The sequence below is a fragment of the Pedobacter anseongensis genome (assembly GCF_037482965.1).
Classification (GTDB): domain Bacteria; phylum Bacteroidota; class Bacteroidia; order Sphingobacteriales; family Sphingobacteriaceae; genus Pedobacter; species Pedobacter anseongensis.
Map to the genome: position 1 here is coordinate 334,891 of NZ_JBBHKB010000001.1, position 12,363 is coordinate 347,253.

Genomic DNA, 12,363 nt, shown 5'->3' on the forward strand with positions numbered 1-12,363 from the left:
AACCCATTCTGTATTTGAAGAAAAATTAAAAAAAGCAATGTTGTTACTCGGCATCGATGTAGGTACATCTTCTATAAAAGTTTCAGTAGTTGATTCGGGATCAGGCAACATCCTTTCAACAGCACAATATCCTGATAGGGAAGCCGAAATTCTTACACCTAAACAGGGTTGGGCCGAACAATCGCCCGAGTTATGGTGGGAGCACGTGCAACGAGCCATCCTAATTTGCCATTCACAAAAGAAATACAACCCCCTATCCATTGTCGCCATCGGCATCGCTTATCAGATGCATGGACTAATTATTGTAGACGAAAATCAACAAAATTTACGCAACAGTATTATCTGGTGCGATAGCAGGGCAGTTAAAATCGGCGAAAAGGCATTAACCCATTTAGGCGAAGATTTCGCCCTAACACATTTGCTTAACTCGCCAGGCAATTTTACGGCCTCAAAACTTGCTTGGGTAAAACAAAATGAACCTGAAGTATATGATAAAATCTCAAAAATGATGCTTCCGGGCGATTATATCTCTATGAAACTAACCGGAGAAATAACCACCAGCATATCGGCGTTATCTGAAGGAATATTTTGGGATTTTGCTACCAACTCCCTATCAAACGAAGTTATGAATTACTTTGGCTTTAATGCTTCGGTAATTCCAACCCTTAAACCCGTTTTCTCAGAACACGGGCAATTAAGAAAAAATGTGGCGCAAAAACTAGGATTAAAAGAAGGGATTCCAGTAACGTACAAAGCGGGCGACCAACCCAATAACGCCCTTTCCCTAAATGTTACGAAACCCGGAGAGGTTGCTGCAACAGCAGGTACTTCGGGCGTAATTTATGGCGTAACCGATCAATTAGTTAGCGATAAACAATCGAGAATAAACACTTTTGCTCATGTAAATCATACCCTAAACGAACAACGCTTAGGGGTGTTGCTTTGTATTAATGGTACAGGAAGCATGAATAGGTGGACAAAAGGCCTGTTCGAATCAAACATCAACTATGAAACCATGAACGCCCTTGCTAAAAATATCGCTCCAGGCAGTAACGGACTTTTGGTTTTACCCTTTGGCAATGGTGCCGAACGCATGCTTAATAATAAAATATTGGGCGCGCATTTTCAAAACATCGACTTAAATTTACACACTAAAGCACATATTTTTAGGGCTTTACAAGAGGGAATTGCATTTGCCTTTCGTTACGGGTTAGATATTTTAAGAGAAAATGGCATGCAGCCTTCTATCATTAAAGCGGGCCGATCTAACCTATTCCTCAGCACTATTTTTACCCAATCTTTCGTAAACATTACAGCAATACCGGTAGAATTGTATGAAAATGATGGCAGTTATGGAGCGGCAGTAGGTGCTGGTATTGGGGCAGGCATTTTTAAATCTGCCGATGAAGCCTTTACCACTAAAAAGCCCCCGCAATTAATTGTGCCCAATCACGAAAACATAGAAGAACAGTATCAAAAATGGAAAGAACTGCTCGAACTTCAGTTAAAATAAACACTAAAAAAATTAGCGTAAACTAAATATGGAAGAATATTTTAAAGGAATATATCAAATTAAATTCGAAGGAGTAGAAAGCGATAATCCCCTCGCATTCAGATGGTACGATGCGAACAAAATGGTTGCAGGCAAAACAATGACTGAGCATTTCAAATTTGCTTGTGCGTATTGGCACTCCTTTAATGGTACAGGTGCAGATCCATTTGGTGGCCCCACGCATTTATTTGCATGGGACGAAAAAAAAGATGTAATTGATCGCGCTAAAGCTAAAATGGATGCCGCTTTCGAATTTATTAGCAAAATGCAATTGCCCTACTACTGCTTCCACGACGTAGATGTGGTAGATTATGGTGATAATGTTGCCGAAAACGAAGTTCGACTTCAAACTTTGGTTGAATATGCGAAGCAAAAACAGGCCGAAACGGGAATTAAGTTATTGTGGGGAACGGCCAATCTATTTAGCCATAAACGCTATATGAATGGTGCATCTACTAATCCCGATTTTCATGTATTAGCACATGGGGCTGCACAGGTTAAATCGGCTATCGATGCCACCATCGCCCTTGGAGGCGAAAACTATGTTTTTTGGGGAGGTAGAGAAGGTTACATGAGCTTGCTTAACACCAATATGAAGCGCGAACAAGAACATTTAGCTAAATTTTTACATACGGCTAAAGATTATGCGCGCAAGCAAGGCTTTAAAGGAACATTTTTAATCGAACCCAAACCGTGTGAGCCCTCTAAACACCAATACGATTATGATGCAGCAACAGTAAGAAGTTTCTTGCAACAATACGATTTGATGGGCGATTTTAAGTTAAACTTAGAGGTTAACCATGCAACCCTTGCAGGTCATACCTTTCAACACGAACTTCAGGTAGCAGTAGACAATGGTTTATTAGGTTCTATTGATGCCAACCGAGGTGATTATCAAAATGGATGGGATACCGATCAATTTCCAAACGACATCAATGAATTAACAGAATCTATGCTGATTATACTTGAAGGAGGCGGATTACAAGGCGGAGGTGTTAATTTTGATGCTAAAATTCGTCGCAACTCTACCGATGCTGCCGATTTATTTTATGCACATGTGGGAGCAATGGACGTTTTTGCACGTGCTTTGATTACCGCAGATGCAATTCTACAAAAATCAGCTTACAAAAAAATCAGAACCGAGCGTTATGCTTCATTTGATAGTGGCAAAGGAGCTGAATTTGAAGAAGGCAAGTTGAGTTTGGAAGATTTAAGAGATTATGCTGCCGCAAATGGAGAACCAGAAATGCGAAGTGGAAAACAAGAGTTTTTAGAAAACTTAATTAATCGATATATCTAATTTTTTATGTTGCCGTAGATTTGAAGATTAAAAAATTAATAATTAAAAATCTGCGTATCTGCTGCCTAAACATATAAAGTGTTAATCAATTTTCACTACTTTTAAAATACTATAACTAAAACCAACTATTTTTATGAAAACACTGGGTACTTTGGATTATGCCGTATTTCTAATCTACTTTCTTATCGTTGCGCTTTATGGCTGGTGGATTTACCGTAAGAAAAAAGCAGATAAAGAAAATTCAAAAGACTTCTTCCTTGCAAAAGATTCATTAACCTGGTGGGCCATTGGTGCTTCATTAATTGCCTCAAATATTTCTGCAGAGCAGTTTATCGGCATGAGTGGTTCGGGATTTAAAATGGGACTCGCCATTGCTACCTACGAGTGGATGGCTGCTGCTACACTAGTTATCGTTGCTGTGTTTTTCATCCCCGTCTATTTAAAAAATAAGATCTATACCATGCCCCAATTCCTGCATCAGCGCTATAATGGCACGGTTGCAATGATAATGGCTATATTTTGGTTGCTATTATATGTAGTGGTAAACCTAACCTCTATTCTCTATTTAGGGGCACTGGCAATCCATAGCATCTCGGGCATTAACCTTACCGGTTGTATGTACCTGTTAGCAGCCTTTTCTATCATTATTACCCTAGGGGGGATGAAAGTAATTGGTTATACGGATGTCATTCAAGTGTTCTTTTTAATTTTAGGCGGATTAGCCACCACTTATCTTGCTTTAGATTTGGTAGCTACGCATTTTGGCACAAGCGGGGTGTTAAGTGGGTTTAATATCCTGAAAGAGCAAGCAGGCGATCATTTTCACATGATCTTTAAAAAAGACAATGAAAATTATATCGATTTACCTGGTTTAACTGTACTTATTGGTGGTATGTGGATTGTAAACCTAAACTATTGGGGCTGTAATCAATACATCACCCAAAGGGCGTTAGGAGCAGATTTAAAAACAGCTAGAAGCGGAATTTTATTTGCTGCTTTCTTAAAACTATTGATGCCTGTTATTGTAGTATTGCCAGGTATTGCAGCTTATGTTTTATACAAAGAAGGGTTTGGCGATTTTAAAACAAGTATGATGCAAGGTGGCGAAGTCGCCCCAGACACCGCCTACCCTGTTTTATTGAATTTATTGCCTGCCGGACTAAAAGGCTTATCATTTGCGGCACTTACCGCAGCCGTAGTCGCTTCATTAGCGGGTAAAGCAAATAGTATCGCTACAATTTTTACCTTAGATATTTATAAAAAAGTTCTTAATAAAGAGGCGAACGAAGATAAGCAAGTGGTTATTGGACGATATACGGTAATCGCTGCCATGTTAATCGCTATCCTAATTGCTCCACTATTGGGTATTGATAAAAAAGGTGGGTTTCAATTCATTCAAGAATATACAGGCTTCTTTTCGCCTGGTATTTTCGCTATGTTTATTTTAGGTTTCTTTTGGAAAAAAACCACTTCGAATGCAGCATTGTTTGCAACCATTGGGGGTTTTGCCTTATCGGTATTCTTAAAATTCCTTCCATTTTTAATGAATCTAGAATTCTTAAACACCATAGGCTTCTCGAAACTGGTGCAACAAAAAAATGGGACTATGCTTTACGAAATTCCGTTCTTAGACCGAATGGGCTTTGTATTTTTAATCTGCATCGTGGTAATGTATTTCATCAGCCTATTCGAAACTAAAAGAGGTGTGGTGGCTAAAGGATTGGAAATTGATTCGAGTATGTTTAAAACGAGTAAAGGTTTTACAGTTGGTGCACTACTCATTGTTGGCTTATTAGTAGCATTGTATACGGTGTACTGGTAATTGTTTCTCCATACGCTTTATTGTTTAAAATAGTAGTGTTCCAAAACATTCTTCAACGCTATCTGTTTTTCTATCAAAAAAACAAGGGCATGGGGAAATTAAAAAACATACAACATCCAGATCAGAAGTATCCTATTCCTCCTTTTCCAAAGCAAAAACAAAATACGCCAGGAATAGAAAAAAACATGAAGCCTTTGGCAGATCATGGAGAAGAAAGTTACAAAGGGTGTGGTAAATTAATTGATAAAACCGCAATTATTACAGGCGGCGATTCGGGCATTGGGAAAGCAGTTGCTATTGCCTTTGCAAGAGAAGGTGCAGATGTGGTAATTAGCTATTTAGCTGATAGGGAAACTAAGGACGCAGAAGATACTGCAAAATATATTGAAGCTTCGGGTAGAAAAGCCATTTTAATTAAAGGCGATATTCGAGAAGAAAGTCACTGCAAAAAAATCGTAGCCCAAACCGTTAAAACATTTGGGAAAATTGATATTCTAGTAAACAATGCCGCTTTTCAGATGGCCCGAGATTCGATGGAAGAAATTTCTTCAGAAGAATGGATAAAAACCTTCGAAACGAACATCCACGCCATGTTTTATTTGTGCAAAGCAGCAGAACCCTACATGAAACCAGGAAGTAGCATTATCAATACCACCTCGGTAAATGCTTATTCACCTTCACCGGGTTTGTTACCCTACGCAGCCACCAAAGGAGCTATTCAAAATTTTTCGGCAAACCTTTCCCAAATTCTATTAATGGGAGGCAAAGGAATTAGAGTAAATGCCGTAGCTCCTGGCCCAATTTGGACACCTTTAATACCATCAACCATGCCAGATGCTCATATATTTGGACAAGATACCCCAATGGGGCGCCCTGGTCAGCCTGTAGAAGTAGCACCTGCTTATGTGTTTTTAGCAAGTGAGGATGCGAGTTACATTGCCGGTGCAACCATTCCAATAACCGGAGGCAGAATAACCATTTAAAACATAAATCATGGGAAAACAACAAAACGATAAAGAAACACCTAAACAAACAGGCAACGCTAAAGGAAAAGCAAGTTTCGATCAAAATGGAGAGGGAAATTCACCTAAATATGCACAATCTGGAGAAGAGCCCACTGAAAATGGAGCTTTAGAGGATCAGGCCTTTAATAAAGATAAAAGTAAAAAAGAGGAATAATGGAGAAGACGGTCCTAATAATTGACGATGACTCGGCGATATTAGATATGCTTGATACGGCATTATCCGAAAGTTTCAGTGTACAATTAATTGGCAATCCAGAACAATTAACCTTGCATTTGGCTAATTATTTACCCGATTTGTTTCTTATCGACTATGGTTTGCCTTTCAAAGATGGTTTTACAGTTTGCAAAGAATTAAAAGAAGATGAGCGAACTAAAAATATTCCAGTAATCTTATTTTCGGCCAATCGGATTTCAGAAATTTTACTGCGCGAATCACATTGCGACAGTTACATCCAAAAACCATTTGATTTATGGGAATTGGAAAGAACAATAAAAAAATTTATTGCTGCAGAATATTAAGTTTTATCCTATGGTACATCGTTTGATCGTCTAATGCCGCTTCTAATTCCGTTAAAATGCACAGCAGGTTTGCACTAGCCTGTTCGATCCACTTTTTATTTTCTTCTTTAATACTTGTTAAAATAGGCGCAATTTGCGCTAAGGTTTTTTTGCCACCGGCCGTTAACGATACCATCCTTTTTCTTCCATCTTGCTTGTCGGCCGTAGCTTTAATTAAGTTTTTTTGTTGTAATTCTTGAACAAGCTGTACAATTGCAGGGTGAGTAAGTTGAAGCGAATCGGCGATTTCGGTGATAGCCATTAATTTTTTACGCTCCAAAAGCGACAAAATAAGGAACCATCTTGCTTCGAAATCGACGTCAGATTCTTTATAGATCTTGCTTACATCGATAGAGAGCCGCTCGCTTAATCGTTTTAAGCGAGTGGCAACGGCTAATTCTGCTAATTCGTTCACTAAATCCATCTTTCTATTTTTGAACCTAAGTTAGAAATTTTACCATAAAATTAACCTGCTCTTCTTTTCTCTTCATCGGCCGCCCCTACTCTTCTTGAGCTTGCTACCTGCGATCGGCCAAAACGGTAACTAAAACTCAGTGTACCTACTCTACTATCCCTGCTCTGGTAAAACTGTTCGGTATAGCCGGTTAGTGCTGTATAAGCATCGGTTTTTGAAGTGTAGAAAATATCACTAAAATTGAGTTTAATCGAACCTTTCTTATCCAATACTTGCTTTTGAATACCCAACGCTACACTCCAATTTCCTTTAATATCGAGTGGGCCATAATAGCTTCTACTTTGATAACTGCCTATTACTTCTGCAGTTGTAGAGGCATTAATCTTTAATTGATTGCTCGTATTAAAATTAAAAGTAACGCGACTTGCACTAAGGTCTGTGTTGGCCAAATTGCCGCTGTACTTTCCATAGTAGGCCAATGCATTATTGGTACTCGTTAACCAGTTTCCTATACTAATTGGAAAACCAAAGCTAAGGTTATAGTAGTCGTATTCGGCCAAATTACGGTTGGTTTGGATTACGCTATTTGGCTGGCCATCGGGCGATAGAATAGTTAAAATATTATCTATTGTTTTACTATAACCTAGCTTAGTGATGTATTTTTGCTTATAGGTGTGTGTTAATTCGAATGAGTTGCTTAATTCTGGTTTTAGATAGGGATTCCCCGTCGAATACGTTAAAGGATCTAAGAAAACCTTAAATGGATTTAACTGACGATAAGAGGGACGATTTATTCTTCGGCTGAGTGATACCCCCAGATCGCTATTTTCAGTAAATTTATACCCCACATACCCGCTTGGGAATAGCTGTGTATAGTTTCGATCGAATGTGGTATTGTCGGTTACCTGGAGTCCGCCAGCATTCGTGTTTTCTAGCCTTAAACCTAACTGGAAGCTAAATTTTTTCAAAGATCGATTCGCATTTAGATACGCCGCATTTATATTCTCATCATATATAAAATGATTACTTTTCGAAGCATCTAGAACGGGGCTACCTGAGCTTAAATTGTAAAATTGCACATCGTTATCTGAATTTACCCAACTGCTTTTAACTCCGAGTTCGACTTTAGCTTTTATCCATTTAATTTGTTGTTGGTAATCGATCTTAAATGATTTTATGGTTAAATCGCCACTTAAATTTCCACGAAGTTGATAAGGGCTTTGTGCTGAAGTACCGTTAACATTTGCATAACTAGTTAAATTATTCTGAGTTTCGTTAGAGCTGAAACTGGCAACATCAAAATCTGCCGAAAGTTCTTTGCCAGTGGTATCAATAGCATGCCTATAGTTTACATTCAAGCTATTATTGCTTCTTTCAGGGGTATTGGTTCCAACCGTTTTAAATGAGCCTGTTGCTTGTGAAAGGCCATTATAAGAATTTGCAAGACTGTTTGTGCTCACATTTCCGGCACTATAGTTTCCATTTGCAGAAAAACCAATCACTATATTTTTATTTACATAAAAATCGCTTCCAACCCTGGCATTGTGGTTATCGAATTTAAATTTAAAATAATTATTATAATTATTGGTTCCTGTTAACTGATTAGTAGGCGAATAAAAATCCCTAAGAATATCGAGTTTATTAAAATTTTGGTTGAAGCCATAGCTGTAGGAGCCAAAAACATTTGCCACTTTGGTACGGTGATTAAAATTAACAGAAGGATTTATCTTTGCATATTTACCTTGCCCAAAGCTTAGGGTTACATTCGCATTTGTACCTACATTATTTCCTTTTTTTAATCGGATATCGATAATTCCGGCATTCCCGGCTGCGTCGTACTTTGCCGATGGATTGGTAATGAGGTCGATTTTTTCGATTTGGGTAGCTTGCATACTTTTTAGCATATTGGCTAAATCTTGGCCCGACACAGGCACTTGCTTACCATCAATCATTATCAAAACACCTTGCTTACCGCGCATAGCGATGTTATCATTCTGGTCGAGCGTAATACCTGGCGCTTTTGCCAACACTTCTAAAGCCGTATTGCCAACAGCAGTAATAGAATTGGCCACATTTAGCACGGTTTTATCGAATTGCTGCTGTACAAAGGGTTTGCTAGCCGTTACCGTAACCTCCTTCAGATTTTTTAAAATCGCCTGAAGCGAAATCTTACCCAAATCTATATCCTTATCTAACACAATTTGTGTGGATTCATACTTTACAAAATTCATGCTTTGGGTAATCAATAGGTAATTGCCTTCCTTGATTTTTTCGAAAATAAAGGAACCGTCGGCACCGGGCGATTCAAGTTTAACTAATACTTTATCACTCGCCCTGAGCAAATGAATAGCTACACCATCGAATTTTGACGATTGCTCACTTGTTATTGTCCCCCTAAGGGAGAAGGATCGTTTTTCTTGTGCATTTACAATATTTACGTAAGTACTTACGTAAAATAAAAAGAAAAAGGAATACAAAAAAATTTTTTTCGATTTCATAATTATAAGGGTGATTTGTGTGTTTTAGATGTTAAAAAAATAAAATAGTTACATTTTAAGCTTCAAATTTAAAATTAAATAAATAAATCAATTGTTAAAGTTTGTTAATTACGTAAGTTATTACATAATTTTTATTGGGAAAAATAGTTTAATTGAATTTTAACTTCTTATTCATAAAGAATGTTTAATTTAGGTACATCAATATCGAAGACAAAAATTATAATCAGATGAAAAGAAAAGAATTTCTTAAATCGGGTTTTGCGGCGGCGGGATTATCTGTATTACCAAATACACTAGCTGCAGAACCAATTGCTGCAAAACGATCGCTTCGCTTTGCTTTTATGTCTGATATACATATTAAACCTGGAGCTGTTCCAGAAGCTGGATTGGCTAAGGTGTTGCAACATATTCAGCATTTAAAACCGAAAGTTGATTTTATCATTAACGGTGGCGATTCGATTATGGATGCTTTGGCTGCAACAAAAGAATCGACACAAACGCAATGGGACCTTTTTCATAAAATTATGGAAAAAGAAAATCGTTTGCCTGTATATCCCTGCATAGGCAATCATGATGTATATGGCTGGTTTCAAAAAACACCCGATTCATTAAATCCACTATATGGTAAAAATTGGGCGGTAAAAGAACTCAAAATGACAGATCGGTATTATCATTTCCAAAAGGGAAAGTGGGAATTCATAGTTTTAGATAGTACGCAAAATAATCCTGCCGGCGGTTATATTGGAAAAGTGGACGACCAACAATTCGAATGGTTAAAGAAAAAGCTATCCGAAATTCAGAAAGATCATTTTATCTGCATCGTTTCTCACATTCCTATTTTATCAATTTGTTCAGGTTTGTTTTTTGACAAAAATGAGCCAAATGGCGACTTACTGATTAAGCGAAACCTGATGCATTCTGATTTTTTTGCGCTAAAAAGGCTATTTAATCAATACCCTAATCTTAAAACCTGTTTAAGTGGGCACATTCATCTTCAAGACGAGGTGCATTACCATAACATCAACTATTTCTGTAATGGCGCTGTTTCGGGCAATTGGTGGGGTGGCGCATTTCAAGAGTTTGATCCTGCGTACGCAATTTTTGAGTTTTTTGAGGATGGAACGTGTACTCGAGAAATGGTAAATTATTGATAGTTAAGCGAACTATATCAGTGAAAATTAGCTTAATGTTATGCTTCTACGGCGAAATACTTTTTTCTAAACCAAAAGGCAAGGTTCACTAACGCAATCAATGCTGGGACTTCCACGAGCGGCCCAATTACACCTGCAAATGCCTCTCCAGAGTTTACTCCGAACACGCCAATGGCAACTGCAATGGCCAGTTCAAAATTATTGCCCGTTGCCGTAAAGGCGATAGACGTGCTCCTCGAATAATCGGCCCCAAAGTGCTTACCCGCAAAAAAACTGAAGACGAACATAATTGAGAAATAGATTACCAGCGGTATCGCAATACGAACCACATCCATTGGTATGCGAACAATTAGGCTCCCTTTAAGGCTAAACATGATTACGATAGTGAAGAGCAAAGCGATTAAGGTAATCGGAGAGATCATTGGCAAAAATTTATCTTGGAACCATTTCTCCCCTTTTAACCTAATCAAGCTGTACCTGCTGATTATGCCTAGTGCAAAAGGCAGTCCAAGATAAATGCCAACGCTTTTAGCGATTTCACCAATTGTAATGTTCACTTCCAAACTTTTTAGACCAAAATAGGGTGGGAGTACTGTAATGAAAAAATAGGCAAATACACTATAAAGCAATACCTGAAAGATGCTGTTCAACGCAATCAGCGCTGCTGCATAATCGCGATTTCCCTCAGCAAGCTCATTCCAAACCACTACCATGGCAATACAACGAGCAAGTCCAATCAAAATCAATCCGACCATATATTCTGGGTAATCCCTTAAAAAAGTTATGGCTAGAAGAAACATTAAAAAGGGCCCGATAACCCAATTCAGCACCAATGAAACGGTAAGTACTTTAATATCTTGGAATACGTTACTTATTCTTTCATATCTCACTTTGGCAAGCGGTGGGTACATCATCAAGATTAGTCCAATTGCTAGTGGAATATTGGTAGTTCCACTTGAGAATGAATTGATAAAGCCAGGCGAGGATGGAATAAAATATCCGATGCCCACTCCCATTGCCATCGCTATGAATATCCAAAGGGTAAGAAAACGGTCTATGAAACCCAGTTTTTTTCGCTTTAATGCTGGCGCACAAGTGTTTGCACTCATTATCTACCAATATAATTGGTTACAAAATTAGCCGAATAGGTCTTTATCATATCCCTTACCCTCCTGAACTCCTCAATTACCTCTTGAGGCGCACCTGTCGCTTTTGCAGGATCCGGAAAATTTTGGTGGAAACGGTCTACCTTTCCAGGGAAAAATGGGCATGCCTCATTGGCATTATCACAAACGGTAATCACTGCATCAAAATCGATACCTTTATAGTCATCGATATGGTTTGAGGTTTGGCCTGAAATATCGATATGATCTTCTGCCATAACCTGAATGGCCCTTGGATTAACCCCATGCGTTTCTATTCCTGCGCTGTATACTTCTGCCTTATCCCCAGCAAAGTATCTTAAATATCCTTCAGCGAGCTGGCTTCGGCAACTATTTCCGGTGCATAGCACTAATATCTTCTTCATAAACGTTATGGATTAACAGCAACCGCCACCAGGTGTACAACTGTTCGCAGCCCCTGCCAGGTTAACTATTCCTTTTTTCGGATTTGACTCGACTCCACAGGCATCCTTTGCCAGACATGCGGTCTGCTTCGAAAGCAACAAGAAATTGGCACCATCAAAACCAAGGTCATACTTTCCAATAGTGCCCGATTGATATTCAACTTCTATTTCGAGATCTTCCATGCCCAATACTTTTTCCGATAGTGAAATAATGCTCAATAGTTTTCCAGGTTTCAAACGATGCTCATAGTCGTCTGCATCCCATAACTGGAAGTTTGCCACCTTCTCATTGCGAACTTTACCCCCACAGTCTATAAAGTTCTTCGTGATGATGCCTACTTCTGTAATGTGGAAATGTTCGGGCACGATTTCTCCGTTTTCGAGTTGAAAATTAACTGCTTCAGCAGTTGCCAAGATCGATTTGATTTGCGATAATTTCATCTGTTTATAATTTTGTTTTATGTATCGTAATTTT

12 protein-coding genes are annotated in these 12,363 nt (G+C 38.4%); 7 read left to right on the top strand and 5 right to left on the bottom strand.

Annotated elements, in window-relative coordinates; all coding sequences use genetic code 11:
- Positions 1–37 precede the first annotated feature (37 nt).
- The 6 genes from WG904_RS01625 to WG904_RS01650 all read left to right on the top strand — a co-directional run bounded on the left by WG904_RS01625 (position 38) and on the right by WG904_RS01650 (position 6,218).
- Complete coding sequence (locus WG904_RS01625; protein WP_339577545.1) at positions 38–1,513, top strand: xylulokinase; 1,476 nt, start codon at positions 38–40, stop codon at positions 1,511–1,513.
- A 28-nt stretch (positions 1,514–1,541) separates the two neighbouring features.
- The gene (xylA, locus tag WG904_RS01630) at positions 1,542–2,852 is read left to right on the top strand and encodes a xylose isomerase (RefSeq protein WP_339577546.1); all 1,311 of its coding nucleotides are present in this window, start codon (positions 1,542–1,544) and stop codon (positions 2,850–2,852) included.
- Between the two features lie 133 nt (positions 2,853–2,985).
- Complete coding sequence (locus tag WG904_RS01635) at positions 2,986–4,674, top strand: sodium/sugar symporter (RefSeq protein ID WP_339577547.1); 1,689 nt, start codon at positions 2,986–2,988, stop codon at positions 4,672–4,674.
- An 89-nt stretch (positions 4,675–4,763) separates the two neighbouring features.
- Positions 4,764–5,657 carry an SDR family oxidoreductase gene (locus WG904_RS01640; protein WP_339577548.1) on the top strand — a complete coding sequence of 298 codons (894 nt, stop codon included), beginning with the start codon at positions 4,764–4,766 and terminating at the stop codon, positions 5,655–5,657.
- A 10-nt stretch (positions 5,658–5,667) separates the two neighbouring features.
- Positions 5,668–5,853 (top strand): hypothetical protein, encoded by a 186-nt coding sequence (locus tag WG904_RS01645; RefSeq protein ID WP_339577549.1) that lies wholly within the window; start codon positions 5,668–5,670, stop codon positions 5,851–5,853.
- Positions 5,853–6,218: a response regulator gene (locus tag WG904_RS01650; protein WP_339577550.1), complete on the top strand. Its 366-nt coding sequence runs from the start codon at positions 5,853–5,855 to the stop codon at positions 6,216–6,218. The genes WG904_RS01645 and WG904_RS01650 overlap by 1 nt, the downstream gene beginning before the upstream one ends.
- Here the strand turns inward: WG904_RS01650 and WG904_RS01655 are convergent.
- Together WG904_RS01655 and WG904_RS01660 are read right to left on the bottom strand one after the other, a co-directional pair.
- A complete protein-coding gene (locus WG904_RS01655) occupies positions 6,199–6,681 on the bottom strand; it encodes a MarR family winged helix-turn-helix transcriptional regulator (RefSeq protein WP_339577551.1) in 483 nt (160 codons plus the stop codon). The two genes, WG904_RS01650 and WG904_RS01655, sit on opposite strands and share 20 nt — an antisense overlap.
- Positions 6,682–6,722: 41 nt before the next feature.
- Positions 6,723–9,170, bottom strand: coding sequence for a TonB-dependent receptor domain-containing protein (locus tag WG904_RS01660; RefSeq protein ID WP_339577552.1), 2,448 nt, complete (start codon positions 9,168–9,170; stop codon positions 6,723–6,725).
- A gap of 227 nt (positions 9,171–9,397) precedes the next feature.
- On the opposite strand from WG904_RS01660, the gene WG904_RS01665 reads away from it, so the two are divergent.
- Positions 9,398–10,321, top strand: a complete 924-nt coding sequence (locus WG904_RS01665; RefSeq protein WP_339577553.1) for a metallophosphoesterase family protein — start codon at positions 9,398–9,400, stop codon at positions 10,319–10,321.
- A 38-nt stretch (positions 10,322–10,359) separates the two neighbouring features.
- Here the strand turns inward: WG904_RS01665 and arsB are convergent, their stop codons facing one another.
- Genes arsB through WG904_RS01680 form a run of 3 tightly spaced genes read right to left on the bottom strand, consistent with a single transcriptional unit; the run spans position 10,360 to position 12,329 of the window.
- Positions 10,360–11,430 (bottom strand): ACR3 family arsenite efflux transporter, encoded by a 1,071-nt coding sequence (gene arsB / locus WG904_RS01670; RefSeq protein ID WP_339577554.1) that lies wholly within the window; start codon positions 11,428–11,430, stop codon positions 10,360–10,362.
- Positions 11,430–11,849, bottom strand: coding sequence for an arsenate reductase ArsC (locus tag WG904_RS01675; protein WP_339577555.1), 420 nt, complete (start codon positions 11,847–11,849; stop codon positions 11,430–11,432). The genes arsB and WG904_RS01675 overlap by 1 nt, the downstream gene beginning before the upstream one ends.
- Before the next feature lie 12 nt (positions 11,850–11,861).
- Positions 11,862–12,329: a DUF6428 family protein gene (locus WG904_RS01680; protein WP_339577556.1), complete on the bottom strand. Its 468-nt coding sequence runs from the start codon at positions 12,327–12,329 to the stop codon at positions 11,862–11,864.
- Positions 12,330–12,363 lie beyond the last annotated feature (34 nt).

Bases quoted from the DNA above. Each gene is read 5' to 3' on its own strand.
- WG904_RS01625 (WP_339577545.1), top strand. From the start codon at position 38: ATGTTGTTACTCGGCATCGATGTAGGTACATCTTCTATAAAAGTTTCA.
- xylA (WP_339577546.1), top strand. From the start codon at position 1,542: ATGGAAGAATATTTTAAAGGAATATATCAAATTAAATTCGAAGGAGTA.
- WG904_RS01635 (WP_339577547.1), top strand. From the start codon at position 2,986: ATGAAAACACTGGGTACTTTGGATTATGCCGTATTTCTAATCTACTTT.
- WG904_RS01640 (WP_339577548.1), top strand. From the start codon at position 4,764: ATGGGGAAATTAAAAAACATACAACATCCAGATCAGAAGTATCCTATT.
- WG904_RS01645 (WP_339577549.1), top strand. From the start codon at position 5,668: ATGGGAAAACAACAAAACGATAAAGAAACACCTAAACAAACAGGCAAC.
- WG904_RS01650 (WP_339577550.1), top strand. From the start codon at position 5,853: ATGGAGAAGACGGTCCTAATAATTGACGATGACTCGGCGATATTAGAT.
- WG904_RS01655 (WP_339577551.1), bottom strand. From the start codon at position 6,681: ATGGATTTAGTGAACGAATTAGCAGAATTAGCCGTTGCCACTCGCTTA.
- WG904_RS01660 (WP_339577552.1), bottom strand. From the start codon at position 9,170: ATGAAATCGAAAAAAATTTTTTTGTATTCCTTTTTCTTTTTATTTTAC.
- WG904_RS01665 (WP_339577553.1), top strand. From the start codon at position 9,398: ATGAAAAGAAAAGAATTTCTTAAATCGGGTTTTGCGGCGGCGGGATTA.
- arsB (WP_339577554.1), bottom strand. From the start codon at position 11,430: ATGAGTGCAAACACTTGTGCGCCAGCATTAAAGCGAAAAAAACTGGGT.
- WG904_RS01675 (WP_339577555.1), bottom strand. From the start codon at position 11,849: ATGAAGAAGATATTAGTGCTATGCACCGGAAATAGTTGCCGAAGCCAG.
- WG904_RS01680 (WP_339577556.1), bottom strand. From the start codon at position 12,329: ATGAAATTATCGCAAATCAAATCGATCTTGGCAACTGCTGAAGCAGTT.